This window comes from Nonomuraea sp. NPDC003804 (assembly GCF_040610675.1).
Lineage (GTDB): Bacteria > Actinomycetota > Actinomycetes > Streptosporangiales > Streptosporangiaceae > Nonomuraea.
Genome location: NZ_JBEXMT010000008.1, coordinates 1 through 25736, shown reverse-complemented (window position 1 = coordinate 25736; position 25736 = coordinate 1). Strand labels below are relative to the sequence as shown.

General features: G+C 71.6%; 24 protein-coding genes. 9 read left to right on the top strand and 15 right to left on the bottom strand.

Annotation, left to right across the window (positions count from 1 at the left end; translation table 11 throughout):
- Positions 1–100: 100 nt before the first annotated feature.
- The 5 genes from ABZX22_RS12870 to ABZX22_RS12850 all read right to left on the bottom strand — a co-directional run bounded on the left by ABZX22_RS12870 (position 101) and on the right by ABZX22_RS12850 (position 6757).
- Complete coding sequence (locus ABZX22_RS12870; RefSeq protein ID WP_354908003.1) at positions 101–670, bottom strand: hypothetical protein; 570 nt, start codon at positions 668–670, stop codon at positions 101–103.
- A gap of 328 nt (positions 671–998) precedes the next feature.
- The gene (locus ABZX22_RS12865; RefSeq protein WP_354908002.1) at positions 999–3056 is read right to left on the bottom strand and encodes a sensor histidine kinase; all 2058 of its coding nucleotides are present in this window, start codon (positions 3054–3056) and stop codon (positions 999–1001) included.
- A 47-nt stretch (positions 3057–3103) separates the two neighbouring features.
- Complete coding sequence (locus tag ABZX22_RS12860) at positions 3104–3793, bottom strand: VOC family protein (RefSeq protein WP_354908001.1); 690 nt, start codon at positions 3791–3793, stop codon at positions 3104–3106.
- 54 nt (positions 3794–3847) lie between these two features.
- Positions 3848–5704, bottom strand: a complete 1857-nt coding sequence (locus tag ABZX22_RS12855; RefSeq protein ID WP_354907999.1) for a CheR family methyltransferase — start codon at positions 5702–5704, stop codon at positions 3848–3850.
- 30 nt (positions 5705–5734) lie between these two features.
- The gene (locus ABZX22_RS12850) at positions 5735–6757 is read right to left on the bottom strand and encodes a chemotaxis protein CheB (protein ID WP_354907997.1); all 1023 of its coding nucleotides are present in this window, start codon (positions 6755–6757) and stop codon (positions 5735–5737) included.
- A 66-nt stretch (positions 6758–6823) separates the two neighbouring features.
- Here ABZX22_RS12850 and ABZX22_RS12845 point away from each other — a divergent pair, with 66 nt between their 5' ends.
- Both ABZX22_RS12845 and ABZX22_RS12840 read left to right on the top strand, forming a co-directional pair.
- Positions 6824–7447, top strand: a complete 624-nt coding sequence (locus ABZX22_RS12845) for an STAS domain-containing protein (protein WP_354907996.1) — start codon at positions 6824–6826, stop codon at positions 7445–7447.
- Positions 7448–7533: 86 nt separating this feature from the next.
- Complete coding sequence (locus tag ABZX22_RS12840) at positions 7534–8163, top strand: TetR/AcrR family transcriptional regulator (protein WP_354907994.1); 630 nt, start codon at positions 7534–7536, stop codon at positions 8161–8163.
- Between the two features lie 123 nt (positions 8164–8286).
- On the opposite strand, the gene ABZX22_RS12835 is transcribed toward ABZX22_RS12840, so the two are convergent.
- The gene (locus ABZX22_RS12835) at positions 8287–9225 is read right to left on the bottom strand and encodes a TIGR03885 family FMN-dependent LLM class oxidoreductase (protein WP_354907992.1); all 939 of its coding nucleotides are present in this window, start codon (positions 9223–9225) and stop codon (positions 8287–8289) included.
- Positions 9226–9350: 125 nt separating this feature from the next.
- Between ABZX22_RS12835 and ABZX22_RS12830 the strand changes: the two genes are divergently transcribed.
- Positions 9351–9617 (top strand): DUF1876 domain-containing protein, encoded by a 267-nt coding sequence (locus tag ABZX22_RS12830; protein ID WP_354907990.1) that lies wholly within the window; start codon positions 9351–9353, stop codon positions 9615–9617.
- Positions 9618–9978: 361 nt separating this feature from the next.
- Positions 9979–10719, top strand: a complete 741-nt coding sequence (locus ABZX22_RS12825) for a hypothetical protein (RefSeq protein WP_354907988.1) — start codon at positions 9979–9981, stop codon at positions 10717–10719.
- A gap of 13 nt (positions 10720–10732) precedes the next feature.
- Here ABZX22_RS12825 and ABZX22_RS12820 read toward each other — a convergent pair whose 3' ends face one another.
- From ABZX22_RS12820 to ABZX22_RS12810, 3 genes are all read right to left on the bottom strand, one after another.
- Positions 10733–11770 carry a hypothetical protein gene (locus ABZX22_RS12820; RefSeq protein WP_354907987.1) on the bottom strand — a complete coding sequence of 346 codons (1038 nt, stop codon included), beginning with the start codon at positions 11768–11770 and terminating at the stop codon, positions 10733–10735.
- Positions 11771–11863: 93 nt separating this feature from the next.
- A complete protein-coding gene (locus tag ABZX22_RS12815) occupies positions 11864–12598 on the bottom strand; it encodes an alpha/beta hydrolase (RefSeq protein WP_354907986.1) in 735 nt (244 codons plus the stop codon).
- Positions 12595–13179: a TetR/AcrR family transcriptional regulator gene (locus ABZX22_RS12810; RefSeq protein ID WP_354907985.1), complete on the bottom strand. Its 585-nt coding sequence runs from the start codon at positions 13177–13179 to the stop codon at positions 12595–12597. The genes ABZX22_RS12815 and ABZX22_RS12810 overlap by 4 nt, the downstream gene beginning before the upstream one ends.
- Positions 13180–13191: 12 nt before the next feature.
- Here ABZX22_RS12810 and ABZX22_RS12805 point away from each other — a divergent pair, with 12 nt between their 5' ends.
- Positions 13192–14160, top strand: coding sequence for an alpha/beta hydrolase (locus tag ABZX22_RS12805; protein WP_354907984.1), 969 nt, complete (start codon positions 13192–13194; stop codon positions 14158–14160).
- A 28-nt stretch (positions 14161–14188) separates the two neighbouring features.
- Here ABZX22_RS12805 and ppk2 read toward each other — a convergent pair whose 3' ends face one another.
- Together ppk2 and ABZX22_RS12795 are read right to left on the bottom strand one after the other, a co-directional pair.
- On the bottom strand, positions 14189–14986 hold the full coding sequence (gene ppk2 / locus ABZX22_RS12800; protein ID WP_354907983.1) for a polyphosphate kinase 2: 798 nt from the start codon (positions 14984–14986) through the stop codon (positions 14189–14191).
- 215 nt (positions 14987–15201) lie between these two features.
- Complete coding sequence (locus ABZX22_RS12795) at positions 15202–15756, bottom strand: TetR/AcrR family transcriptional regulator (RefSeq protein ID WP_354907981.1); 555 nt, start codon at positions 15754–15756, stop codon at positions 15202–15204.
- Between the two features lie 52 nt (positions 15757–15808).
- On the opposite strand from ABZX22_RS12795, the gene ABZX22_RS12790 reads away from it, so the two are divergent.
- Positions 15809–18922 (top strand): cytochrome P450, encoded by a 3114-nt coding sequence (locus ABZX22_RS12790; RefSeq protein ID WP_354907980.1) that lies wholly within the window; start codon positions 15809–15811, stop codon positions 18920–18922.
- 48 nt (positions 18923–18970) lie between these two features.
- Positions 18971–20434, top strand: coding sequence for a PLP-dependent aminotransferase family protein (locus tag ABZX22_RS12785; RefSeq protein ID WP_354907978.1), 1464 nt, complete (start codon positions 18971–18973; stop codon positions 20432–20434).
- A gap of 7 nt (positions 20435–20441) precedes the next feature.
- Here the strand turns inward: ABZX22_RS12785 and ABZX22_RS12780 are convergent, their stop codons facing one another.
- Together ABZX22_RS12780 and ABZX22_RS12775 are read right to left on the bottom strand one after the other, a co-directional pair.
- Complete coding sequence (locus ABZX22_RS12780; protein WP_354907976.1) at positions 20442–21893, bottom strand: hypothetical protein; 1452 nt, start codon at positions 21891–21893, stop codon at positions 20442–20444.
- Positions 21894–21976: 83 nt separating this feature from the next.
- Positions 21977–22534: a hypothetical protein gene (locus ABZX22_RS12775; RefSeq protein WP_354907975.1), complete on the bottom strand. Its 558-nt coding sequence runs from the start codon at positions 22532–22534 to the stop codon at positions 21977–21979.
- Between the two features lie 212 nt (positions 22535–22746).
- Here ABZX22_RS12775 and ABZX22_RS12770 point away from each other — a divergent pair, with 212 nt between their 5' ends.
- Both ABZX22_RS12770 and ABZX22_RS12765 read left to right on the top strand, forming a co-directional pair.
- Positions 22747–23940: a hypothetical protein gene (locus ABZX22_RS12770; protein ID WP_354907973.1), complete on the top strand. Its 1194-nt coding sequence runs from the start codon at positions 22747–22749 to the stop codon at positions 23938–23940.
- Between the two features lie 273 nt (positions 23941–24213).
- The gene (locus ABZX22_RS12765; RefSeq protein ID WP_354907972.1) at positions 24214–24945 is read left to right on the top strand and encodes an alpha/beta hydrolase; all 732 of its coding nucleotides are present in this window, start codon (positions 24214–24216) and stop codon (positions 24943–24945) included.
- 127 nt (positions 24946–25072) lie between these two features.
- On the opposite strand, the gene ABZX22_RS12760 is transcribed toward ABZX22_RS12765, so the two are convergent.
- On the bottom strand, positions 25073–25330 hold the full coding sequence (locus ABZX22_RS12760) for a Txe/YoeB family addiction module toxin (protein WP_354907971.1): 258 nt from the start codon (positions 25328–25330) through the stop codon (positions 25073–25075).
- A complete protein-coding gene (locus ABZX22_RS12755) occupies positions 25327–25587 on the bottom strand; it encodes a type II toxin-antitoxin system prevent-host-death family antitoxin (RefSeq protein WP_354907969.1) in 261 nt (86 codons plus the stop codon). The genes ABZX22_RS12760 and ABZX22_RS12755 overlap by 4 nt, the downstream gene beginning before the upstream one ends.
- Between the last annotated feature and the right edge of the window lie 149 nt (positions 25588–25736).

Sequence of the window (25736 nt, the reverse complement as noted above, 5' to 3'; positions counted from 1 at the left end):
GACAAGCGCGACGCGGAACTGAGCCGGGGGCCGTCCGACGGGTGCGACGCGGGCCCGGGGCCGGTCCGACGGGGCCGGTCCGGACGGCGGTGCGGGGTGGTCAGGGGGTCGTGGCCGGGTCAGCCCAGGGCGACGGCCTGCACCTTGGTGTGGATCTCCGACACCAGGAACAGCCGTTTCCCGCCGAACCTGAACAGCGCCGTGCGGGCCAGCCCGATGAGGCCGCGGGATTAGGCGGGCCCATCGCCCCGCCCGACCCGTCGGCGAGCTTCAGCCGGTACGGCTGGAGCGCGTCCTCGTGTGTCCCGACGCGCATGACGATGGCGGTCCAGCGCGGCTCGCCGGTGGCGGCGGCGCGGGCGATCACGCCCGTGGCGTCCGTGCGGACGAACAGGTCGCCCGCGATCCACGAGCCGAACGGCCCCGCCTGGCCGGTGCGCTCGGTGATCACGGCGGCCGCCGTCCATGCGGCCTTGCCGGTCAGCTCGGCGTTCTCTCGGGGGGAGGCGTGGGCCGTACGGCCGGCGCGCGGTTCCCCGGTGGGCGGGGCGCCATCCGCCCGGCCCCAGGGGCGGGTCAGGACGACGACGGCTCCGGCCGCCACGACGGCCACGAGCACGAGCGCCGCCAGGACGGGAGTCAGCCAGGCCCGGCGGGCCGGTCGCGACAAGTCCGAGGCAGAAAAGGACGAGCCCCCGTGCGGGGCTTGCCCATACTGCGGCGCCCCCACATACGGACGCGGGGACGGCGGTTGCCCATACAGCGACGCCCCCACATGCGGAGACGCCGGGTACGGCGGCCCCGGATGCGGCGGGCCGGGGTGTTGCGGGCCCAGGGGCGGCGGCCGGTGCATCCCCTGCCCCGCTGGAGACTGCTGGTAGGGACCGTGCCCCGGTGGCGGGTGATCGGGCCCATGCCCCGGCGGCGGACCATAGGGTCCCGGTCGTAACTGCTCCCCCTCATGCACAGCAGTCACTTTAGTGACCAGATCCGGAAAATCACTCCCGGTTGGACGTGACCCATCCCGGCGCCGCGCGGTCGCGTCCCTGCTCGGCGACCAGGGCCGCGGTCGGCAGGCGGGCCGCCACCAGGGTGCCGCCACCCGGCCGCGCGGTGACGGCGCAGGAGCCGCCGAGCTCCGCCGCGCGCTCGCGCATCGAGGACGTGCCGACGCCCGCGCGGCCGTCCGCAGGCAGGCCTACGCCGTCGTCCTCGACACTGATCCTGAGCTGCGCGGCGTCGCGGACCAGCGCGATCCTGACGTGGGCGGCCCGCGCGTGCCGCCGCACGTTCGTCACCGCCTCCTGGGCGATCCGGTAGGCGGCCACCTCGACGGCGGCGGGCAGGTCGCCGAGCTCACCGTCGACGATCAGCTCGACCGCCGTTCCGCTCTCGGCGGTGCCGGCCAGCGTCGCCTCCGCCAGTTCCTGTACGGCCCGCGCCAGCCCGAGGTCGTCGAGCGCCGGCGGGCGCAGGCCGTACACGAGGGTGCGGATGTCGCCCGTGACGGCCTCCATGCCGCTGTGGAGGTCCTTGAGCAGGTCGTCGGCGGTGCTGGGGGCGCGCTTGATGCTGAGGCGGGCGATGTTGATCGTCATGGCCATCGCGCCGAGCGTCTGCCCGAGACCGTCGTGCAGGTCGCGGCGCAGCCTGCGGCGTTCCTCCTCGCGGGCGGCCAGGATGCGCTCCCTCGAACGTTGCAGGTCGGCGGCCATGCGCGTGGCGTGGGCCACGTCGGCGACGTACGGCAGCAGCGTGGCGATGACCCGCTCGTCGTGCGCGGCGGCGAACCTGCGCGCGCCGGGGCGGCCGATGAGCAGGTTCCCGACGGGTTCGCCGTGCCAGACCAGGGAGATCTCGCGGGGCTGGGGGCCGATGTCGCCGCTCTCGACCGACAGGCCGCCGGTGACGTGGACGGCCGCGCCGTCCACCGCCAGGCCGTCCCGCACGACCTCGACCACCACGCCGAGTGCCTCGGCCGGGTCGGCGCGGCTGACCTCCTGGGTGAGCCGCTCGGCCAGCAGGCGGGGGTCGCCCACCGGGCCGTACATCAGCCGGTCCACCGCCCGCTGGAGGGCGCGGCGCATGGGCTGGAAGAACGCGCCGGCGAACAGGGCGGCGGCGAGCCCGGCGACCTGGTCGTATCCGGCGACGAGCAGGCTCGAGATGGCGCCCACGCCGAAGTAGACGCCGCTGACGGCGGCGATCAGGCCGGCGGCCACGAAGGCGCGGCTGATGACCGTGTCGATGCCGAACAGCCGGTAGCGCAGCACCGACGCCATCATCGCGACGGGGATCAGGCCGGTCCAGAAGACGGCGGGCGCCCAGTAGTCGTCGCCGAGCAGCAGGAACACGACGTAGATCGCGAAGGTGACGAGGGGCCAGGCGATCTGGCGGCGGGTGGCGGGGTCGCCCCTGTGGAAGCGCATGACCAGCGAGAGCATGGCCAGGACGACGCACACCTCCATCGCGACGTAGACCGCCACGTAGAGCTGGGCGTGGACCGGTGCGAGCGCCTCGATCTTCAGCGGGTTCGGGATGACCGCGGGCCGGTCGTACCCGGGCGGGGGCTTGGGGCGGACGACCAGCAGGAGGGCGAGCGTGGTGAACACGATCGTGCTCGCCACCACGTGCGCCCGCCATCGTGGCGAGGGCAGCCTGCCGTCCGGCGAGAGCAGCGGGACCAGGACGGCGAGGGTGCCGCCGCCGAACGCCCACACGAAGGTGTAGGCGATGCGGAGCAGGCCCGCCGTGTCCATCGCCCCGATGCTCGCCGCGTGGAACGTCAGCGTCGCGGCCAGGACGCTCGCGCCGGCCAGGAAGCCGCCCGCGATCATCAGCCAGCCCACGATCAGGCGTGGCCGCCGCGCCACCAGGAAGGCGCCGACGAGGGGGAAGGTGATGCCGGCCGCGTGGTCGGGGGTGGCGGGAACGGACAGCTGCCACCCGGCGGGCAGCCGCAGCGCCATCAGGAACCCCACCACCACCATCGGCACGGACACGGCCGCGACACTCCACGCGATGACGCGCGCCCGCGCCGCTCCCCGTCCGTCCACCTGGGGATTATGTCCGGAATGGGGTGGAGCTGGCCAGCGGGAGCGGGCTACTCCCTTCCCTGCCAGGTCGTCACGCAGGCTTCGTTGCCCTCGGCGTCGGCCAGCACCCAGAAGGCGGGCGCCTTCGCGTCGGACAGCAGCACGCCGCCCGCGGCCAGGGCGGCCGCGACGCGCGGGCCCGCCTCCTCGTGCGGCACCGAGATGTCGAGGTGGATCCGGTTGCGCTGCGGTCGCGGCGCGTCCATCTGCTGGAACCAGATGGCGGGTCCCTGCCGGAGCGGGTCGGCGATCGCGTCGTCGGGACCGGACGCGCCGGGCGCGTCGGTGTAGCCCATGACCGCCTTCCAGAACGGGCGGATCGCGGCGATGTCGAGGGCGTCGATCGCGATCTCGATCATCTGCACCGGCCGGGACACCGGGTCGCCGAGTCCGGGATGGGTGCGCAGGCCCAGTTCGCCCACGGCCGCGGAGACGGCGCGGGCGAGATCGAGCTCCCGGGGCGTCGGCCAGCCGATGGCCGGTGACTGCAGCGTGAGGACCACCCGATCGGCGCGTACGTCCATCCAGAGGCTCGCCGCGCCCTCGTCGCCCGCCGCGGCCACGGCGCGGGCGGCGACCTCGGCTCCCTGCGCCAGTGACGTCACGGGGACCGTGGTCCGCACGGCTTCGAGCACGAGACGCCACCCGGAGTCGCCGACCGTGTCCGATATTTCCTGCCTGCTCAGTCTCGAGGTCATGCCCGACATGATCTCCTAACCGGGCCGGACCGGGCCCGCGCCGTCAGCCGGCGATCATGACTGGTCGAGGACGTTCATGACCATGATGACGCCCCTGACGCCGTCGTCGTCCACCCGCAGCCGGGAGAACTCCACCCCGAGCTGCGTGGGCCTGCCCCTCCTGTTGACCGCGCCGAGCACGACGCCGTCGGGCCAGTCGCGGGGGTCCGAGCCGTCGTCGAGCAGCACCCGCAGGTGCGGAAGCAGTTCGTCGAACGGCAGGCCGATGTCGAGGTCGCCGAAGGCCTTGCCGACGGTCTCGTCGGCCCTGGCGCCCCACAGCTCCTCCGCGCCGGGGCTCCACACCAGCACGCGCAGATTGAGGTCGACCACCGCGACGGCGTCGCCCAGGCTGCGCACCATCGAGGCGACGAACTCGTTGGCCTGGTCGAGCTCGAGGCTGCGGGCGTTGAGCGCGTCGTTGATGTGCTGGAGCTCGTCGTTGGTCGACTGGAGCTCCTCGTTCATCGTCTCCAGTTCCTCGTTGGTCGACTGGAGTTCCTCGTTGGTGGTCTCCAGTTCCTCGTTGGTCGACTGGAGTTCCTCGTTGGTGGTCTCCAGTTCCTCGTTGAGCGACTGGAGCTCCCCGTAGGCGTGTTCGAGCTCCCTGTTGGCCTGCTGGAGCTCGTCACGCAGCCTGTGGTAGCGGGTCACGTCGTAGAAGTTGACGCCCACGCCGACCAGTTCGGCGTCGGCGTGCTGCAGCGGCACCACGGCGATGTCGAACACGCCGGCGTCGGCCTGGCCCGGCCGGTGCCAGATCACCTCCTGCAACTCCACGGTCCGCAGCTCCGTCCGCACCCGCTCGATCACCGACCGCAGCTCGACCGGCCGGTAGGAGACCTCCAGATCCTGGAAGGGCCTGCCGATGTCGCGGGGATTGAGGTTGAACAGCACCTCGGCCTTGGAGTTGACCAGCGCCAGGTGACCGGCGCCGTCGAGGACGATCTGCGCGACCGGCCCCGAGGCCAGCGCGGCGGTCTTCAGCTCGGTCAGTATGGAGCGCGGCTCGCCGGCCCCCATCGCCGACGTCCACGAGGCGCGCGGGCCGGCGAGAGTGGAGCCGACCTTCTTGAACAGGCGCGTGCGCAGGTCGACGGGCTCGAACCGGTCGCTGTGGTTGAGCAGCATCTCGGCCTTGCCGAGGAACAGGTAGCCGGGGTTGGCCAGCGCGAAGTGGAAGCGCCTGATGATGTTGACCTGCGTCTCGGTGTTGAAGTACATCAGCGTGTTGCGCGCGAGCAGCAGGTCGACCCTGGAGATCGGCGCGTCCCTGGTCAGGTCGTTGCGGCCGAAGATGACCTGGCGCCGCAGGTCGCGCCGGAAGGCGTAGCCGCTGTCGACGTGCTCGAAGTAGCGCTCCCGCAGCGGCGCGGGCACCTCGCTCATCTGCCGCTCGGTGTAGGTCGCCGCCCTCGCCACCTGGAGCGCCTTCTCGTCGAGGTCGGTGGCGTAGATCTTGACGCGCTCCTTGAACTCGTCGATGCCGAGTTCCTCGGCCAGGACCATGGCGAGGCTGAAGGCCTCCTCGCCCGTCGCGCAGCCCGCGCTCCACACCCTGATCGCCTTGCCCGCGGGCTTGCCCGCCAGCAACGCGGGGATCACGACCTCGCGCAGCGTCTGCCAGGCGCCGGGGTCGCGGAAGAAACTGGTCACGTTGATCAGCAGGCTGTCGAAGAGCCTGCTGAACTCCTCCGGCTCCAGCTCCAGGTAGTCGCGGTATTCGCCGTAGTCGGTCAGCTTCAGGGCTTCGAGACGCCTGCTGATCCTGCGCACCAGCGTGGTGCGCTTGTAGCCCGTGAAGTCGAAGCCGCGCGTCTCCTTGAGCATCACCAGGAGATCGTCGAACTCGCGTTCTTCTGCCGGTGTCACAGAGATCCAGCCTACGCCTGTGCGAGGCGGTCAGGCATTCGCGACGCCTTCGCCGCTGCCGAGCCTGTTCTGCAGGGTCCTGATGGTCTCCAGCGCCTGGCGGGTCTCCTCCGCCTCGGCCCCGAGCCGCCGGACCGAGACCCTGTGCCCGCGCTCCCGCGCCGCGCGTCCCATGCGCGAGAGCAGCCTGAGCCGCTCCTCGAGGCGCTGGATCGCCACCCACAGCGCCCTTTCCACGGCGTCGGCCTGGCCCGAGGCCATGGCGTCCATGGACCACGAGTGCCCGACCCTGCAGGTGTAGCGGCTGGCCGGCACGCTGCGCTGCTCGTACAGCGGTCCGTCGCACTCCGGGCAGGTGAAGCCGGCCAGGTCGCCGGCCGGGGTCTCGGGCGGGCGTGTCGCCAGGTGCCGCGCCAGCTCACGCTCGATCTCCAGGTCCGGCACCGTCTCCTCCACGCCCGCCTCCTCCTCGCCTGTCGGCGTGCGGCTCTGCCGGACGACCCAGTCGGCCAGGAGTGACGCGGGAAGCGCCTGGGCCCGCGCCGTCGCCCTGAGGGCCGCTGCCGGCATCCCGCCGAAGGCGCACTCCTGCGGGTCCTGGACGGCCACGGCGCCGCCGTGGTGCTCGACGGTCGCGCTGCCCCTGGCGCCGTCGTCGAGCGTGCCGCTGAGCACGACGCCGGCCACGCGGGAGCCGGCGTCCAGCGCGGCGCTCATGAAGAGCAGGTCGGCGGCCGGCCGGTGGCCGTTGTAGCGGGGGCCGCGGGACAGGCGCTGCGTCCCTTCCCTGGCGAAGAGGTGGTGGTCGGGGACGGCGACGCGGACCTCGCCCGCCACGATCGGCGCGCCGTCCTCGGCCGGGGCGGCCTTCAGTGGTCCCGCGCGGTCGAGGATGCCGGCCAGGGCGCTTCCCCCGCTCGCCGACACGTGCAGGACCACGAGGACGGCGGCGGGCAGGTCGGACGGGAGCCCCGCCACGAGCGTGCGCAGTGGTTCGACGCCACCCGCCGACGCGGCGACGACCACGAGATCCCTTCCCGGATGGGCGGCCATCCAAGCCTTCTGTCCCTGAATGCGGGATTCATGCACGATTAACCGGATTACGGGTAGGGCGTGGTCATGGCACTGTCGGTCACCATCGTGCGCAAGGACGGAGCGAACGCGCTGCTCGCACTGGGCGGGTCACTGGACCGCTCCAGCTCCTTCTGGCTGGAGGGCGCGCTGGCCTCCCTGATCGTCCAGCATGTCACCGTCATCGCGGTGGACGTGCGGGAGCTGGACTTCTGCGACGTCGAGGGCGCGCGGCTGCTGGCCCGGTTCCAGTCGCTCCTGCGCGGCGACGGCGGCGACCTCGAGATCGTCGGGCCCGGTCCCGCGATCCGGCTCCTTGAGCTGCTGTGGCCGGAGCTGTTCGGCGCCGCGCCCGAGGCTCCGCCGTCGCCGGTGCCGCGCCATCACCCCGGCTGGCGCCGGCTGGGCCTGCCGCGCGCGAGGGTACGGCCCGCGGTGATGTCGAGGAAGCGGATCCTGCTGCGCGCCGAAGCGCTCAGGGCCGTGGCCGCCGAGCAGCTTGACCTCATGCGCGTCCAGCAGGCGGCCACCTGCTCCGGCGTGGCCGAGATGCACGAGCGGCTGGCCGGCCTGCACGAACGGCTGGGCGGCGCGCTGCCGTGCGACGGCGAGTCCCACCACGGCTGGGCGGAGGAGTTCCGCAGGCGTGGTGCCGAGTTCACCCCGAGATGAGCGCTTAATCAGCACAGGAGCGATTTGACCGGTATTTGTCGATCACGTGATTGGCCGAGCTGATGGCGGATCCTAAGGTCACCTATATGACGCCAGTACGAGGGGATGAGCGCGAGCGCATCCTCCAGGCGGCGACCAAGCTGTTCGCGGCGCTCGGCTACGACGCGACCGAGATCGGGCAGATCGCGGAGGCCGCCGGATTGAGCACGAAAGCCGTGAGCACGCAGTTCGGCGCGAAGCGTGACCTGTACCTCGCGGTCATGGAGCGTGCCCACTCCACCCACGCCGCCGTCGTGGAGGCCAAGGTCAGGGAGTTGCAGGCGGCCCCGCCCGAGGAGAAGGTGGCCGCGGTGCACCGCTTCGTCGACGCCTACATCGACTTCGCGGCCGCCCATCCCGAGGTGCCCTCGCTCTGGATGCACCGGTGGCTGTCCGACGCCAGGGACATCGGGAACCTGGAGGCCGAGCTGGTGAAGCCGCTGGCGGAGTTCGCCATCGAGAACATCATCCCGGCGACGGACGCCGAGGACGCCGACGTGCACTACACGATCAACTCGCTGGTCTGGTGCGTGCACGGGTTCGTCCTCAGCGGGGTGTTCGACGCGGCAGGGCGGCGGCGCGGCCCCGACGACCCGCGCGCCCTGCGCCGCTTCCGCACCCACATGCACCAGATGATCCACCGCACCCTGCAGCTGCCCGGCTCCCCTCCGTCCTGAGCGGCACCACCCACGCGCGGACCTCGCTCCGCTCCGAGCCGGAGCACCATCCACGCGCGCACCGGCCTCGCTCTGAGCCGGAGCACCACCCACGCGCGGAACCGGCCCTCCAGCGGGGACCGCTCACTTGAGGATCTCGGCGAAGGCCGCCACGAACGGGCGCTGCTCCTTGCCGACGTGGTGCAGGTAGATCTCGTCGAAGCCCTGCTCGGCGTAGGAGCCGAGGATCTCCGCATGCCGGCCCACGTCCGCGGAGACGTGCACGACCTGGGCGACCCGGTCCGGCGGCACGTCGCGCGAGACGAGGTCGAACAGTTCCACGCTGTCGAGGTCCCAGCAGACCGGCGGCGGGAAGACGTTGGAGCGCCACTGGTCGTGGGCCAGCCGTAGCGCCTCCTCCTCCGTGGGGGCCCAGCTCAGATGGACCTGCACCCGCAGGGGGCCGCGCCCGCCCGCCTCCCGGTAGGCCCTGGCCACCCTGGCCGCCTGGGGCCCGCCCACGGTGATCAGCCCGTCGGCCCACTCCGCGCACCAGCGGGCGGTCTCCTCGCTCACCGCCGCCCCGACCAGCGCCGGCGGCTGGGACGGGAGCGTCCACAGCCTGGCCCTGTCGACGGTGACCAGCCCCTCGTGGGTGACCTCCTCCCCCGCCAGCAGCGCCCTCATCACCTCGACGCACTCGCGCAGGCGCGCGTTGCGCACCTGCTTGCGCGGCCAGGGCGCGCCGGTGATGTGCTCGTTGGACGCCTCGCCGGTGCCGAGCGCGGCCCAGAACCGGCCGGGATACATCGCGGCGAGCGTGGCGACGGCCTGCGCGACGATCGCCGGGTGGTAGCGCTGGCCCGGCGCGTTGACGACGCCGAACGGCAGCGACGTGCGCTCCAGGGCGGCGCCGAGCCAGGACCAGGCGAACCCCGACTCGCCCTGCCGCGCGCTCCACGGCGAGAAGTGGTCCGACGACATGGCCGCGCCGAAACCGGCCTCCTCGGCCGCGGCGACCGCCTCCAGCAGCGCCCGGGGTGGCACCTGCTCGTGCGAAGCGTGGAATCCGTACGTTGGCATGGCGCCGCTGCTACCCGATCACGCCCTCGGTGAACCTCGTCGCGCGCTGACCTCGCGATCATCGCCCTCCAAGGGGGATGCTGGGTGTATGACCGCATTGTCATGTTCGTGACAGGGGAGGCGTCATGAACACCAAGGAGTGGACCGTCAAGATTCTCATCAGCGAGGACGACGAGGACAAGCGCACCTCCGCCACCGCCGTGCTGTACGCGGTCGGGAACAGGCGGCACGAAAGCGTCGGCACCGCCCGGCGCAACCCTGACGACCGGCCCGTCCCCGAGATCGGCGACGAACTGGCGGCGGGGCGCGCCCTGATGGACCTGGCCGACAAGCTCCTCGGCGACGGCGCCGAGGACATCGCCTCGATGTCGGGACCCGCCCGAGCCGTCTGAGACCCGCGACTCCGCCCCGGGCGGGCCGCGCCCTTGGCCGCCCGCCCGGGGTCGCGCGTGCGTCGACCCCACAGGGCGTTCGGCGGCTCGCTGCCGGTCCCGTGGAACGAGACACCTTAACCGTCGAGTTCACTTCAGGTGATCTCACCCGTCGGACAGTTCGCCCGGAACACCCACGACCTTGACTCGCCGGTGGTATGTTGCCGACGAAAGTGATCTTCGTGTACGAGGTGAACGGTGGGACGGGAACTCCGCTTCGACGACGCATCCCTGAGCGGCGCGGCCCGCACGGTGTCTTGGACGCTGCCTTCGCAGTGAAAACCGATCATCAGCGGCCGGCACCCTATTAGGCTTTTCGGACATGGGCGACGAAGTCAACATCATCTATGACCGGGTCGGCGCCATCGCCGAAGGCGCCGACCAGGCGAAGGAGGCCGTGGAGCAGGGCCGGACGATCCTGAGCCGGACGCCCACGCCGGTCACCTACGTGCCGGTGCCCTCGGTGCCGGGCTCGAACGCCTTCGGCAACAGCGAGAAGGCGCTGTCCTGCGGCTCCTCCTACGCCGACCTCCAGGCCGCGGCCGACGAGGCCGCCGAAGCCCTCGCGGGGGTGCTGACCAGGGACGCGGGACGGCTCCGCCAGGTGGTCAAGGTGTTCAAGGAGCTCGACCACGAGACCGCGGACCGGGTGCTCGGCTCGGCGAGCAAGTCGCTGGACGTCTACAGCGCCCATGTGCACAGCCACGGCCTGCACAAGTACGACGACCCCGTACGGGCAGGCCAGATCGACACGCTCCACCGCGCAGTCGACGGCCCCTCGCTGATCGGAGCCGACCTCAACGCAGCCACGAACAACGGCGCGCACAACACCCGCAAGGTCTCGCTCGACGCCATCAACAGCTTCAACCGCGAGGGGTACACCGTCTACACGGGCGCGACGAACGCCGACGGCGACGTCGTCGGGACGTCGCCGTCGGGCACCCGCATCGACTACGTGATCTCCTCGCCGGGCGTGGAGCTCGCCGGCGCCCCCCAGCTCGTCGACGGGGGCACCTCCGACCACGACGGCCAGCAGGTCGACGTCGTCGTTCCCGACTGGTGATCGCCGCTCGCCGCTAGCGGGGGTTGAACCGCACCTCCGTCCTGGCGGCCGACCTGCCCTCGCCGTCGTCGACTCGCGTGCCGTCCGGGAGGGTGACCTTGTCGCCGTCGGCGTCCAGCTTGATCTTCTGGCCGTCGCCCGCGCCCGCGACGACGTCGCCCTCCCGCACCAGGACCGCGTTCCCGAACGGCTGGTGGAAGTAGTCGCCCAGGATGGGGATGCTGTCGCTGGCCTGGTACTTCTTGCTCGCCTCCTCGAAGCGGACCTCCCACCTGTCGCCGGTGATCCGTTCGAGCTCCGACTTGAGGTCGACGACGGTGTCGATCTTGCCGTCGGGGGCGATGTCCTTCTTGAAGACCTCCTGCAGGGTCACGATGTCCGGGTTCTGGTCGGCGATCAGCCGCGCCATGGCCGGGATGTCGCCCGGATCGGTGCCGCCCTTGTCGCGCCAGCCGTTCCCCGCGCCCTGGCCCACGTTGAGGTTCAGCATGCGGACGGTGCGCGGCTTCCACTGCTTGGTCAGCGCGGCGAACTGGTCCTTGTAGAAGTCGAGGTCCTCGCGCTGCTCCCTGAGCCGCTCGTCCAGGCGGCTCCTGATCTCCTTGGCGGTGGTGACGGCCGTGGTGACCAGGCCGGACTGCTCGGAGTTCTTCGGGTGGAAGGTCAGGCCGTTCATGGTCTCGGTGACCGGCACGGCCGAGAGCCGCTTGCGCTCGTCGTCGAGGAGGCTCTGGTTGGTCCGCAGGATGGCCGCCATCCTGTCGAGCACCGAGGCCACGTTGCCGGCGCAGCTCGCGCACAGCTCGACGTCGCCGATCAGCCTCTTGCGGTAGGAGTTGAAGGCGTCGGCGGTCTCGCCGGTCCATTCCTCCTTGGAGAAGACGCTCTGCACCACGGTGTCGACCTTGTTCTCGGCGAACGACACCTTCTTCTCCACGCTCCGCCACGCGTCGGCGAGCTGTTCCAGCTGGGTCGGCGACGCCTCCAGGTCCCACAGGTCCGGCGTGCTGATCGAGGAAGGAGGCGTTCCTTCGGCTTCGGGCTCTGCCATGAACGGTTCTCCTGCGCGAATCGAGACCATCAAGATCATTCCTAGACTAGCGCCGGCGCCATGACAAAGCCTGTCAAACCAGCAAAGAAGTGGTCAGCCCGGCTCGTGGAGGAAGGCGAGCGCGTCGCGGGCGAAGCGCCGGTCGGTGAACGTGGCGCTGTGGCCGCGGCCCTCGTACACGACGAGCCGGGCACCCGGGATCCCCTCGGCGGTCTGCCTGGCCAGCTCCAGCGAGTAGACCACGTCCTCGGCCCCATGGATCAGCAGCGTCGGCGCGGTGATCTCGCCCAGCCTCGCGCGCAGGTCGAAGCCGTCCTCGGCGTGGAGCACGGCGACCGCGTCGGCACGGTCCCCGCTCGCACCGTCCGACAGCCACAGCAGGGGCCGGAGCAGCCGCCTGCCGAGCGGCGAGGGGGTGACGATGTCGGCCAGCGCCGGGCTGGGGCGGCGCCCGGCCAGGGCCCGTTCGATGTAGGCGCGTTGCGCCCGGCGGCCCGGCGGCCCGAGCGTGGCCGCCGTACCGCCGAGGACCAGCCGGTCGAGCAGCTTCGGATGGTCGGCGGCCAGTTGCAGCGCGATGGCTCCGCCGGTGGAGATGGCCAGCACGGGGACCGGCCCGGCGAAGGCGGCGGCGAACCGCTCGGCGTAGACGGCCGCCAGCTCGGGCATCGCGATCGTGACCGGCAGGCCCGCCGGCCGGTTGACCAGGCGCACGTCGAAGCGGTCGGCGAACGGCCTGAGCATCCGCATGGCGGACCAGCGGGCGCTGCCGGTGATCTCGCCCGCCCTCGGGGTGAACAGCAGGACGGCCAGCGGCGGGAGGCTCATGAGGTCAGCCCTTCGGTCACCGCGTCGATGAGGCGGTCGATCACCGCCGGGTAGAGTTCGCGGCCCAGGTGGTCGGCGTGCAGCGGCGTCAGCAGCACGGCGCGGAGCACGCCGAGCAGCACCTCGGGGTCGCCTTCGAGACGGTCGCGCAGGAACTCCAGCAGGTCGCCCATCGGGCCGCGGGCCGCCTGGGCCATGCGTTCAGGGGTGAGCCTGGCCGCGACGGCGGCCATCTCCTCGGGGTGCGACAGCAGCCTGCGGTAGAGCGGGTTGGTGTCCAGCTCGGCGACGGTGGCCCGCAGGAAGCGGCGCAACGCCTCGCGGGTGTCGCCGCCCTGGAGCAGCGCCTCGTCGATGACGCGCCGCCGTACCTGCTCGCTCTGGCGGAGCGCGGCCTCGAAGTAGAGGTCCTCCTTGGAGTCGAAGAAGGCGTACAGGGAGGTCTTGGCGATTCCGGCGGGAGCGGTCAGCTCCTCGAGCGAGGTCTTGCGCAGCCCCTGGGTGGCGAACAGGTGTGTGGCGGTGTCGAGCAGCCGTTCGGTGATCCGCCGGCGCTCCTCTTCGGTGAAGGCGGCCGGCACGACTATCTCCGTATGAACAAATTGGTCATATGTTCACAGTACCGCGCCCGGGGGTCCGTGCGGGCAGGTTCATCAGTGACGCACCTTGATGGAAAGGGGGCCGGCCTCATGTTCGAGGCGTTCGCGGAGTTCGACATCTCCGCGCGGGGCACGGCGATTCACGGACGCCTGGGCGGCGGCGGCCCGCCGATCCTGCTCCTGCACGGCATCCCCGAGACCCACCTGATGTGGCATCGGGTGGCGCCGCGGCTCGCCGAGCACTTCACCGTCGTCGCCACCGACCTTCGGGGCTTCGGCGACAGCGGCAAACCGCCCAGCACGCCCGACCACGCGCCGTACAGCATGCGCGAGATCGCTCGTGACCAGGTCGAGGTCATGAACGCGCTGGGGTTCGACCGGTTCGTCGCGATAGGGCACGATCGTGGGGCACGCTGCGCGTACCGGATGGCGCTGGATCACCCCGACGTCGTCACGCGTCTCGCGGTTCTGGACATCGTCCCCACCGGTGACGCGTTCGGCCGGGCGAACATGGACTTCAGCCTGGGTTTCTGGGTCTGGTCCTTCCTCGCCGCGCCGGAGCCGGTGCCTGAGCAGTTGATCGCCCGCGCGCCGGCCGTCCTCGTGAATCACATGCTCGACACGTGGTCCGAGGTCTCGGACGCCTTCCCGGCAGAACTGCGCGCCGCCTACATCGCCCCGTTCGGCGACCTCGACACCGTCCATGCCGTCTGCGAGTCATACCGCGCGGCGGCCACGCTCGACTACCTGCACGACGAGGCCGACCGCGGACTGCGGCGGATCACCTGCCCGACCCTCGTCCTGTGGAGCCATGCCGGTCCCGTCGCCGCCTGGTACCGGCCGCTGGAGGTGTGGCGAGGCTGGTGCGACGAGGTCCGCGGCGGGCCGATCCCGGCCGGGCACTTCCTCGCGGAAGAGGCACCCGACCAGACGACACGTCATCTCCTCGACTTCCTCGTCTAGTCAGGGGGTGGCCGAGCCCCGGTCGACATCACCCCAGGCGCGACGTCACGTCGGGCACGCGGACCTCCGCCAGGCGCGGCGGGCGCTCGTACCCGGTCGAGGGCGGCCGCCTGGGCAGCTTCAGCCGCGGCCGGTGCACCTCCGTGTAGGGGATCGTCGACAGCAGGTGCGAGATCATGTTGATCCTGGCCCGCCGCTTGTCCTCGCTCTCCACGTCGTACCACGGCGCCTCCGGGATGCTGGTGTGGATGAGCATCTCGTCCTTGGCCCTGGAGTACTCCTCCCACTTCGCGATCGACTCCAGGTCCATCGACGAGAGCTTCCACTGCCGCATCGGATCGTCAAGCCGGTCACGGAAGCGCCGCTCCTGCTCGGCGTCGCTCACCGAGAACCAGTACTTGCGCAGCAGGATGCCCTCCTCCACCAGCAGCCGCTCGAAGATCGGGCACTGGTGGAGGAACCTGGAGTACTCCTGCGGTGTGCAGAACCCCATGACGCGTTCCACGCCGGCCCGGTTGTACCAGCTGCGGTCGAACAGCACGATCTCCCCGGCGGCCGGCAGGTGCGGCACGTACCGCTGGAAGTACCACTGCGACTGCTCCCGCTCGGTCGGCGCGGGAAGCGCCACGATCCTGGCGACGCGCGGGTTGAGATACTCGGCCACGCGCTTGATCGTGCCGCCCTTGCCGGCCGCGTCGCGCCCCTCGAAGATCACCACGACCCGCTGCTTCTCCGCGCGAACCCATTCCTGCACCTTGACCAGCTCGGCCTGCAGGCGGATGAGTTCCTTCTCGTACAGCTTGCGCGACAGCTTCTCCTGCCCCATGCCATCTCATCCTATGCCGGAGCGGCCTCGATGAGCCGTCACCGTCAGGTCGGCACGCCACGGCAGCCCGCGGCGGCCGGCGCCGATCACGCCCGCACTTACCTCCCACGTCATCGCGGTGCGGCGCCGGGCGCCGAGAGAATGGCGTCCCGCCCGTCATCCCGGGCTGTCGGTCGCGCAGGCCTTCACCGCCGACGGCCGCTGACCCGTGGGGCTCAGTGCTCGGGTAGGCCCCTGATGATCATGGCGATGGCGGTCTCGTAGGCCTCGTCCGCCTGGGCGCCGCCGATGTGCCCGATCGTCTCGGCCAGCACGAGGCCCGAGACGAAACCGTGCAGCACGTCGGCGGTCGGCTCCCGCCTGTCCTCCGGCACGCCGGCCGCGGACAGGATCCTGAACAGCACGTCCCACAGCCCGCCCTCCTTCAGCTCGATGACCTCCGGATGGTTGTGGACGTACGTCCACAGCGACGGGAGGGTGCGCGCCAGCTTGCGGTAGGCGTAGGCGAGGGCACGGAGCTGGTCCTGCCACGGCGCGCCGTCGTCGGGCGGCAGGTCGAGGAGCGGGCCGACGGTGCCGACGCAGATCCCCCTGATCAGCTCCGTCTTGTTGGCCACGTGGTGGTAGAGCGACATCGGGTTCACGTCGAGCTCGGCGGCCAGCTTGCGCATGGACAACGCCTCGACGCCACCGGCCACGATCAACCGTAGCCCCGCTGCTCTGATCTCCTCGATCGTCAGGGGGGTGCCCCTGCGCGCGCTCACCGCCATACACCGTATGGTAGCGTCCTCCATACGGTGTATGGCTACGCATGGAGCACACATGAAGGCGATTCCCGCCCCGCAAGGACTGCCACTGCTCGGCAACACCCTGCAGATGCCGCGCCAAACCCCCATCCTGTTCCTCGAGGAGATGGCGAACAGGTACGGCGAAGGCATCTTCCAGCTCGACCTGGTCGGCCGCAGGGTCCTGTTCATCCACGACCCCGACCTGGTGGCCGAGGTGTGCGACGAGGCCCGCTTCTACAAAGGCATCAACCCGCCGCTGACGATCGTGCGCGACTTCGCCGGTGACGGGCTGTTCACCGCCCGGTACGACGAGCCGGTGTGGGGCCACGCGCACCGCATCCTGATGCCCGCCTTCAGCCAGCGCTCGATGAAGGCCTACTACCCGCAGATGCTCGAGGTGGCCGACCAGCTCGTCGCCTCGTGGAGCCGGCGGCAGGGCCAGGACCTGGCGGTCCCGGACGACATGACCAGGCTCACCCTCGACGTCATCTCGCTGACCGGCTTCGGCTACCGGTTCAACTCCTTCGACTCTCCCGAGCTGCACCCGTTCCTGCAGGCGATGGGCGGCGCGCTGACCGAGGCCATGCACCGCAACCAGCAACTCCCCCTCGTCACCAAGCTCAAGCGCAGGAACGAGGCGGCCTACCAGCACGACATCAAGGTCATGCGCGACCTGGTGGACGAGGTGATCAGGCAGCGCCGTGCCGAGGGCGCCGGCGGCGCGAAGGACCTGCTCGGCCTCATGCTGGAGGCCGCCGACCCGAAGACCGGCGAGCGGCTGTCGGACGAGAACATCCGCAACCAGGTGCTCACCTTCCTCATCGCGGGCCACGAGACCACCAGCGGCCTGCTGTCGTTCGCGCTGTACAACCTGCTGCGCGACCCACACGCGCTGGCCCTGGCCTACGACGAGGTGGACAGGCTGCTGCCGGGCGACGAGCCGCCCGCCTATGAGACGATCATGAAGCTGGACGTGATCCCGCGCATCCTGGAGGAGACGCTGCGGATCTGGTCCCCCATCCCGGCCTTCAGCGTGAGCGCCTTCGCCGACGACAGCATCGGCGGCTACCCCGTGGCCAAGGACCAGCCGGTCGTCGTCCTGCTGCCGCCGCTGCACCGCCACCCCAAGGCGTGGGAGCGGCCGGACGAGTTCGACATCGACCGCTGGCTGCCCGAGCGGAAGACCGATCACCACCCGGGCGGCTACAAGCCGTTCGGCAACGGCGAGCGGGCCTGCATCGGCCGCCAGTTCGCGCTGACGGAGGCGCGGCTCGCGCTGGCGATGATCCTGCGGCGCTTCGCGATCTCCGACCCGTCCGTCTACCGGATGAAGATCAAGCAGACGCTCACCCTCAAGCCGGACGACTTCACGATCAGGGTGCGCGAGCGCCGGGCGCACGAGCGCGCCGCCGCCGCCGTCGTCCAGCCCGTCGAGCAGGCCGAGCAGCAGGACGTCGCGGTCACCGGCGTGCCGCTCACCGTGGCGTACGGCTCCAACCTGGGCACCTGCCAGGATCTCGCCGAGCGGCTGGCCGAGCGGGCCGGACGGGCCGGCTTCGCCACCACGCTGACGACGCTGGACGATCTGCGGCCGCCGGGCGAGGGGCTGCTGCTGGTGGTGGCCTCGTCCTACAACGGCAAGGCGCCCGACAACGCCCAGCGCTTCGACGCGCTGGACGAGCTGCCCGACCTGTCCGGCGTACGGCTGGCGGTGCTCGGCTGCGGCAACACCCAGTGGCCCACCTACCAGGACTTCCCGCGCCGCGCCTTCGACAAGCTCACCGCGGCCGGCGCCGTACCGCTGGTCGAACGGGGTGAGGCGGACGCGGACGGCGACTTCGACGGCGACGTGTCGGCCTGGACGGCGAAGCTGTGGGCGGCCGTGGCGCAGGAGTACAGCGCGTCGGCCGCCGATGTGGGACCGCGCTACGAGCTGGAGGTGCTCACCGAGGCGGAGGTACGGCCCGCGGTCGTGTCGGCCAGGGCCGTGCCGTTGACGGTGGTCGCCAACGAGGAGCTGACCGGCGACCCCGAGGGGCTGTGGGACTTCTCGATCGAGCAGCCGCGCCCCGGGGTCCGCTCGATCGTCGCCGAGCTGCCCGAGGGAGTCGCCTACGAGGCCGGCGACCACCTGGCGGTCTTCGCCAAGAACGACCCGGAGCTGGTGGAGTGGGCGCTGGGCTGCCTGCGGGTCCCCCGCGACCGGGTGGTACGCCTGCACGCCCAGGGCCCCACCCACCTGCCGGTGGACACGCCTGTGACGGCGGGACTGCTGCTCACGGAGTTCGCCGAGTTGCAGGAGGTGGCCACCCGCGCCGACCTTGACGCGCTGGCCGCGCACACCGGCTGCCCGTGGACGACCAGGCAGCTGGCCGAGCTGGCGGCGAACTACGCCGACGAGGTGCTCGCCAAGCGGCTGTCGGTCCTCACGCTGCTGGAGCGCTTCCCCGCGGTGGAGCTGCCGCTGGCGGTCTTCCTGGAGCTCGCGGGGCCGATCAGGCCGCGCTATTACTCGATCTCCTCCTCGCCGCTGGCCGAGCCGGGCCGGGTGCGGATCACCGTCGGCCTGGTGGAGGGGCCCGCCTGGTCCGGCACCGGCGCCTACCGCGGCATGTGCTCGGCCTACCTGGCGGGGCTGGCCGAGGGCGAGGTCTTCTACGGCTACGTCAGGGTGCCGGCGCCGCCGTTCCGGCTGCCGGAGGACCCCGCGACGCCGGTCGTCCTGGTCGGCCCCGGCACCGGCTTCGCGCCGCTGCGCGGGTTCCTGGAGCATCGCGCGCTGACCGGGACCACCGGCAGGGCCGAGGTGTTCACCGGCTGCCGCCACCCCGAGCACGACCTGCTGTACCGGCGGGAGGTCGAGGCCTGGGCGGCGGCCGAAGGCGTGCGCGTGCACACCGCCTTCTCGGCGGTGCCCGAGCACCCCTACCGCTACGTCCAGGACGCCGTCGCCGCGCAGGCCGACACGGTGTGGGAGCTGCTCCAGCAGGGCGCGCACGTCTACGTCTGCGGTGACGGGCTGCGCATGGCGCCTGCCGTACGGCGGGTGCTGCTGGACATCCACCGGCGCAGGACCGGCACGGACGGCGAGGCGTGGCTGGCCGGGCTCGAACAGCAGGGCCGCTACCAGCAGGACGTCTTCGCCTGATCAGCCGGAGACGAGCCGGCCGCCGCCGACGCGCTAGCATGCGCTCCCATGTCGAGCAGGAGCACGTCCGGCGATCTGGTCACCAGCCTGCGGGCGCTGCTGGCGGAGCTGGCGCCCGGCGACCGCCTGCCCACCAGCAGGGAGCTGACCCAGCGCTACCGCGTCGGGCCCGGCACCGTGTCGCGGGCGATCGCCGCCCTGGCCGCGGAGGGAGCCGTGGTCAGCCGTCCGGGCAGCGGCACGTACGTGGCGCACCGCCCGGCCAGGGCCACGGACCGGCTGCCCGACACGTCATGGCAGGCGGTGGCGCTGGCCGGCCGCGCGTTCGACCTGACCGCCGTCTCGGCGGCGGAGTACGGCACGACGCCCGCCGCGGCGGCGGAGTCGGACATGGCCGGAGCGGAGGCCGTCCATCCCCTCCCCGAGGGGGCGATCGCGATGGCGGGCGGCTACCCGCACCCGGCGCTCCAGCCGGTCAAGGCGCTCGGCGCCGCGCTGGCGCGGGCGGCACGCCGTCCCGACGCGTGGCACCGCGCGCCGACGTCCGGTCTGGCGCCGTTGCGCGCCGTCTTCGCCCGGCTGGCGGGCGGCGAGGTGAGCGCCGACGACGTGCTGATCAGCGCCGGCGGTCAGAGCGCCCTGTCGATGCTGTTCCGGGCGATCGCCGCGCCCGGCGGCCCCGTCCTCGTGGAGTCGCCCGCCTATCCCGGCGCGCTGGCCGCGGCCAGGGCGGCGGGGCTGCGGCCGGTGCCCGTCCCCATGGACGGCGAGGGCCTGCGACCCGACCTGCTGGCCGACGCCTTCGCCATGACCGGGGCCCGCCTGCTGTACTGCCAGCCGACCTTCCACAACCCGACCGGCACCGTGCTCGCACCCGGCAGGCGCGCCCAGATCGTCGACGTGGCCAGGGCCGCCGGCGCCTTCCTCGTCGAGGACGACTGCGGCAGGCACCTCGGGCACAGCAGGCAGGTGCCGCCTCCCCTGGTGGCCGAGGACCGCGACGGCACGGTGATCCACCTCACGTCGCTGACCAAGCCGGCCTCGCCGAGCCTGCGGATCGGCGCGGTGGTCGCCAGAGGTCCGGTCATGCGGCGGCTGCGGGGCCTGCGCTTCGTCGACGAGCTCTTCGTCGCCCGCCCCCTGCAGGAGGCGGCCGTCGAGCTGGTCGGCACGTCCGCCTGGGAGCGCCACCTGCGGGAGCTGTCGGCGGCGCTTCGGGAGCGCTGCGCGGTGCTCGCCGACGCCCTCGCCCGCGAGGTTCCCGAATGGCGGCTGACCGCCTTCCCCTCGGGCGGGCTGCACCTGTGGGTCGAGCTTCCGCGCGGCGTCCATGACGCGGTGACGGCGGACACCGCCCGCGCCTACGGCGTCGCCGTCAGCGCCGGCGGGCGCTACTTCCCCGCCGAGCCGTCCGGCGCGTACCTGCGGCTCGGCTTCGCGGCCGCCGCCGGCGCCGCCGAACTGGTCGAGGGCGCGCGCCGGCTGGGGGCGGCCGCCCGCGAAGGGTCATGAGCCCGCTCTACTTGGGCGGGCACTTCACCGTGTAGGAGATCTCCTTCACCGGCATGTTGTGGTTGAGCACCTCGAAACGCACGGTTCCGCTGGTGGCGGTGGGATGCGCCCCGCCCGACAGGCTGGTCGTCCCGGCGCCGAGGGCGTTCTCGTACACGTACGTGCGCCCGGCCACCGTCCAGCGGTACTTCACCTGGCCGGCCCGGTCCAGGGTCAGCGTCACCCCCAGCCCCACGCGCGGCAGTTCGGCGCAGTCGGGGTCGGGATAGGTGACGCTGTGGTCGATCCTGTCGATGGTCACCGTCACGGTCCGCGGCTCGGTGAGGCACTTGAGGACGAACGTCCGCTCAACCGGCTCGGCCGCGCCGCCTTCGGCCATGAGGCCCAGCGTGTGGGTGCCGGTCTGCTGGTCGCTCAGCGAGAACGTGCCCGCGACGTGCTGGGAGCGAGGACCGTTGCCCGCCGGGAGGTCGACCTGCTGCTTCGCCCACGGCTTGCCGTCCAGGATCCACCAGTAGGTGACGGTGGCGGCCGGGCCCGCGGGCAGCCCGATGGTGCCCCAGGCATGGTACGTGATCGGAGAGGCGCACGTACCCTCGTAGTCGCCGGGGGAAAGGTCGGTGATGGCCACCACGGGCTTCGGCCCGGACGGGTCCGTCGGCCCCGGCGTGGGCGTGGTCCGCGTGGGACTGGGACTGGGACTGGAGCTCGGCTCGGGCCTGCTCGCGCAGGTCACCCGGTAGGCGGCGCGGCCCGAGTCGTACCCGCGCGCCACGTGGATCGCCTTCCACCCGCCGGTGGAGTTGCCCACGCTGAGCGGCAGGCCGACCTGCCTGATCCGCGGTCCGCCGGCCGGGAAGTCGAGGTACTCCACCGGCCCGTCGCCCTGCTCGCTGTCGATCCACTGGTAGGCCACCCGCGCCGGCACCCTGGACACCTGGATGGTGCCGGTGAAGCGCACCGTCGCGGGACACGTCCCGCTGTACGCCGGCGGCGTGACGTCCACGTCCGCGGCGGCCACGAGCGGCTCGGCGGCGTTGACGGGAAGCAGGTGGTCGACGTCGTAGACCTTGGCCGGGCCCGAGCAGCGAACCTTGAAGTGGGCCTTGCGCGACAACCCCTTGCGGCCGAGGATCTCGACGGCCTGCCAGCCGGTCACCGACCTCTCGAAGGTCTGCCGGTCGCGGACGGTGACCGTACGGGCGCCGCTGACCGTGAAGCTTCTGATCGACCCCTTCGAGCCGTCGCCACGCACCCAGCGGTAGCGCACGGTGCCGCTGCCCTTGGCCGACACGGTCGCGGTGAAGCCGACCGTCGTGGGGCAGACGCCGGAGCGGTTCGGGGAAGTGGCCTTGACCTTGGCGACCGCCACCTGGACGGCGGGCGCGGCGGCGGCCGGGGGAGCGAGCAGCAGCCCGCTGAGCATGAGGGTGCCCAGCAGCAACGCTGTCCTCTTCATGAAGATGTGCCTTTCTCACGAGAAGCACACACGATAGGAAGCGCCACTTGAGTCCCACTGGTGCCTGACTTGGGGTCCGCCCGTCAGCCGCGCCCGCCGGCCGCGGGTCCGCAGGAAGAAGGGCCGCCCGGCGACTGCGGCAGTGAGCTGAGACCCCAGGCCGTGTACAGCTCGACCGGGACCGGGGGGACACAGCCGCGCGTGTCGAAGTCCCCTCGGTAATGCCAACCGTCGCCGCCCTGCCTGGTCCAGAAGTGCAGGCGCTCCCCCATGCCGATCGCGTAATGGACATCCGTCGCCGCCGCCGTACCGAAGACCGCGCCGTAGTAGACGGTTCCGCGGGTGGCCACGTCCAGCGCGGCGGCGCCTCCCTCGTGGCAGGCGGTGGCCACGAGCGCCGCACGGGTGTCCCTGTCAAGGCTGAGCGACCAGGCGGTGCCGGGCTCCACCCGCCGGCCCGGCCCCTCTTCGTCCGGCTCGACCGGCGCGGGCGACGGCGGACATCGGGCCGCCTCCTCACCGACGGCGGCGGCCAAGCCGTCCTGGGCGTCGGACGGCGCCCCCAGCACCAGCACCCCGACCGCCACCACGGCTCCGACCAGCGCGAGCACGGTGGCCATCAACGCCAGTGATCTCCGCACAGGGATGTCGTAGCACGGACGCGCCGCGCCGTACAGCCCGCCGGCCGATCAGGACGGCCACACTGAGAGCCGTGCGACACGATGAAGAAGCAGCCCCTGTCCGGAGGGAACGAGGGTCGTCCGCGTGGGGGACACGGTGCGTCGTCCCACGGGGGAAGGCGTGAAGGAAGTCCCTCGTACCGTGGTCGCCGCCCGCCGGTAGTCTCTGCAGGATGATCGACGCCCGCTCGGTAATCGAGAAGACGAACTGGGCCAGCCTGCACCATGCGTACGGCGACGCCTCCGACGCGCCGGAGGCCCTGCTGGCCCTGTTGAGCGAGAACGCGGAGAACTGCGGCGCGGCTCTCGCCTACCTCGATGCGGCCGTGCTGCACCAGGGCACACTCTGCCCTGCCACCGCGCCGGCGGCCCTGTTCGTGGCCGCCATCCTGGACGACCCGCGCACGCTCATCCCCTGCGAGAGCGCCCTGCCCTGGGACGACCGCGAACGGCCGCTGCGAGCGGCGCTGCTGGAATGGCTCGGCTCCGTGGCCGAGTCGGCCTCCTACTGGGACGACGAACTCGACGACGACGAGGACGACGAGTTCGAGGACGAGGATGGGGGCGAAGACGCGGGCGAGATCGCAGACGAGGACGAGGGCGCCGACGACGAGGACGGGGAAGGCGAGGACGGGGAAATCCGGGCCGCCGAAGCGTGCCAGGCGATCCGGCGTGACCTCTACGTCGCGGTGCTGCCCTTCCTCGACGATCCGGACGACGCCGTGCGCAGGGCCGCGTTCGGGGCGATGGGGCACCTCATGCTCGCTCCCGAACTCACCGAGTTCCGGGGCGAGCAGGCCCGGCGGATGCAGTCCCTGGCGCACCTCGGCACCGCCGAAGAGCGGGCGGCGGCCGCGCTGACCATGGGCAACTGGGGCCTGGCGCCTCAGGCGTTCCTCGCCGACCCCGACCCGTCGGTGCGCGCCGCGGCTGCCCTCGCGCCCGCGCTGGACCCGGACCCGAGGGCGCTGGCCGAGGTCAGGCGGGCGCTGGCCGATCCCGTCGCCGCGGACGGCTGGTTCGCCGAGCCCCTGCCGCAGCTGGACGGGATGCTCAGGTTCGCACTGATCAAGGCGCTGTTGCGGCGCACGCGGGAGTTCGAGGAGATCGTGCCCGAGGCGCTGGCCGTGGCCCGGATGACCAACGCCTACACGGTCGCGTCGGACTGGGGCCCGTTGCTGGAGCGCGCCTTCCCTGCGGGCCACACGTCAGGCCGGCCCCTGAGCACGGCCCAGTCCCGGTTCCTTCTGGCGATCGCGGACAACGACGAGTGCTGGGGAAGCGTCGCCAACCCGATGATCTGGTTCAGCAGGGCCGGCCTGCCCTACGACCGCGAGTCCCTGCGCTCGCTGGCGGCCACCACCTGACCGGAGCGGACCGTGCCGGCCACGCCAGGCGGTGGCACCGGCCCAACTGGCCATCCACGGGTGTCAGTCGGGCCGGTGCCGCGTCAAGCGGTGGTCGCCCTGGCGACGTCTTCGCGCGGACACGTCTGAAGCCGTTTGTGATACGTTCGGCGGCGCCGTGCGCCGCTGCGAACCGAGGAGGTGAGACCGATCAACGCTGTGACAGGTCGGGCCTCCCTCCCCCGCATGGCCTGGGGAGTGCCCGCGAAAGGCATCCCGAAAGGCTGAAACGCCATGCGCTTCACCTCTGAGACGTCGGCTGACGGCGTCCGCGAACAGCTCTTCACCCTCGGTCAGGTTCCCGGCGTGCTGTGGACGCCGGAAGGCGCCGCCGGTACTCGCCCCCTCATCCTGATGGGACACGGCGGCGGCCAGCACAAGAAGGCCCCCGGGATCGTGGCCCGTGCGCGCCGCTTGGTCGCCGGGTGTGGTTTCGCGGTGGCGGCGGTCGACGTGCCCGGCCACGGCGACCGGCCGAAGGACGAGGAGTACGACCGGATCGCGACCGAGAACCAGGCTCGCGTGGCGGCCGGAGAGGAATTGGCTCCGCTGATCGCCGGTTTCCAGGCGCTCGTAGCTCGCCAGACCGTCCCGGAATGGCGGGCGGTCCTGACCGCGGTCCAGGAACTCGAGCACGTCGGCGCAGGTCCGGCGGGCTATTGGGGTGTGTCGTTGGGTTGCGGGCTCGGCGTGCCGTTCGTCGCCGCCGAACCCCGGGTCCGCGCGGCGGTGCTGGGCTTGGGCGGGGCGCTTGCCTCGGCCGAGGCCGCCGCGCGGATCACCGTCCCGGTGGAGTTCCTGGTGCAGTGGGACGACGAGCGGGTGCCGCGGGCCCAGAGCTTGGCGTTGTTCGACGCCTTGGGCTCGACGGAGAAGACGCTGCACGCCAACCCCGGCCGGCATGGGGAGATCCCGGCGTTCGAGCTGGACAGCACGCTACGGTTCTTCGCCCGGTACCTCGGCTGAGCCGCCGCCGGTGGTCCGCGGCGCGCCGATCGGGATCCGTTCCCGATCGGCGCGTCCGTCCCGACCCGTATCCCGCATGGTTCTGATCGCCTTGTCCAGGCCTGCGGTCCGCACTGGAGGCAGATCTCTACTCGTAGTGGTAGCGAGCCTGCAGGATGACGATCTCATCGTCCATGGGCAGGTATACCAGTCGGTGCTCTTCAGTGATGCGGCGCGACCACGCGCCCGCCAGCGCGTACTTCAGCGGCTCGGGCTTGCCGATGCCCTCGAAGGGATCACACAACGCGTCTTCGATGAGCCGGTTGATCCGTTTGAGGATCTGCCGATCGGCCGTCTGCCAGTGGACGTAGTCCTCCCAGCCCTTCCCGGTGAAGGCGACCTTCACCGGGAAGCCTCGTCGTCCAGCAGTTCGTGCCTCTCGTGGCGGCCCGCGAGCGCCTCCTGGTACGACTCGATCAGTCGGCGAGCGTTGGCCGGAGAGCGGAGCAGGTAGGCCGTCTCCCGGAGGGCTTCGTACTCCTCCGCGGCCACCAGGTAGGCGTTTCCGCTCTTGGACACGATCTCCACGGCAGTGCGGTCGTTGTTGACCTCTTCGATGAGCGGGAACAGGCGTCGGCGGGCCTCGCTCGCGGTGATGGACATGGCCCTCCCTTTAAGTGGTACAACCTTATGGTACCACTCGAAGGTGATCAGCACTCGATGACGTTCACGGCGAGACCGCCGCGTGAGGTCTCCTTGTACTTGTCCAACATGTCCCGACCCGTATCCCGCATCGTCTTGATCGCCTTGTC

What these genes read in the sequence shown, in the direction of transcription:
- ABZX22_RS12860 (WP_354908001.1), bottom strand. Translation starts at nt 3,793, where the DNA reads ATGACCTCGAGACTGAGCAGGCAGGAAATATCGGACACGGTCGGCGAC.
- ABZX22_RS12850 (WP_354907997.1), bottom strand. Translation starts at nt 6,757, where the DNA reads ATGGCCGCCCATCCGGGAAGGGATCTCGTGGTCGTCGCCGCGTCGGCG.
- ABZX22_RS12845 (WP_354907996.1), top strand. Translation starts at nt 6,824, where the DNA reads ATGGCACTGTCGGTCACCATCGTGCGCAAGGACGGAGCGAACGCGCTG.
- ABZX22_RS12840 (WP_354907994.1), top strand. Translation starts at nt 7,534, where the DNA reads ATGACGCCAGTACGAGGGGATGAGCGCGAGCGCATCCTCCAGGCGGCG.
- ABZX22_RS12835 (WP_354907992.1), bottom strand. Translation starts at nt 9,225, where the DNA reads ATGCCAACGTACGGATTCCACGCTTCGCACGAGCAGGTGCCACCCCGG.
- ABZX22_RS12830 (WP_354907990.1), top strand. Translation starts at nt 9,351, where the DNA reads ATGAACACCAAGGAGTGGACCGTCAAGATTCTCATCAGCGAGGACGAC.
- ABZX22_RS12825 (WP_354907988.1), top strand. Translation starts at nt 9,979, where the DNA reads ATGGGCGACGAAGTCAACATCATCTATGACCGGGTCGGCGCCATCGCC.
- ABZX22_RS12820 (WP_354907987.1), bottom strand. Translation starts at nt 11,770, where the DNA reads ATGGCAGAGCCCGAAGCCGAAGGAACGCCTCCTTCCTCGATCAGCACG.
- ABZX22_RS12815 (WP_354907986.1), bottom strand. Translation starts at nt 12,598, where the DNA reads ATGAGCCTCCCGCCGCTGGCCGTCCTGCTGTTCACCCCGAGGGCGGGC.
- ABZX22_RS12805 (WP_354907984.1), top strand. Translation starts at nt 13,192, where the DNA reads ATGAACAAATTGGTCATATGTTCACAGTACCGCGCCCGGGGGTCCGTG.
- ppk2 (WP_354907983.1), bottom strand. Translation starts at nt 14,986, where the DNA reads ATGGGGCAGGAGAAGCTGTCGCGCAAGCTGTACGAGAAGGAACTCATC.
- ABZX22_RS12795 (WP_354907981.1), bottom strand. Translation starts at nt 15,756, where the DNA reads ATGGCGGTGAGCGCGCGCAGGGGCACCCCCCTGACGATCGAGGAGATC.
- ABZX22_RS12790 (WP_354907980.1), top strand. Translation starts at nt 15,809, where the DNA reads ATGAAGGCGATTCCCGCCCCGCAAGGACTGCCACTGCTCGGCAACACC.
- ABZX22_RS12785 (WP_354907978.1), top strand. Translation starts at nt 18,971, where the DNA reads ATGTCGAGCAGGAGCACGTCCGGCGATCTGGTCACCAGCCTGCGGGCG.
- ABZX22_RS12780 (WP_354907976.1), bottom strand. Translation starts at nt 21,893, where the DNA reads ATGAAGAGGACAGCGTTGCTGCTGGGCACCCTCATGCTCAGCGGGCTG.
- ABZX22_RS12770 (WP_354907973.1), top strand. Translation starts at nt 22,747, where the DNA reads ATGATCGACGCCCGCTCGGTAATCGAGAAGACGAACTGGGCCAGCCTG.
- ABZX22_RS12765 (WP_354907972.1), top strand. Translation starts at nt 24,214, where the DNA reads ATGCGCTTCACCTCTGAGACGTCGGCTGACGGCGTCCGCGAACAGCTC.
- ABZX22_RS12755 (WP_354907969.1), bottom strand. Translation starts at nt 25,587, where the DNA reads ATGTCCATCACCGCGAGCGAGGCCCGCCGACGCCTGTTCCCGCTCATC.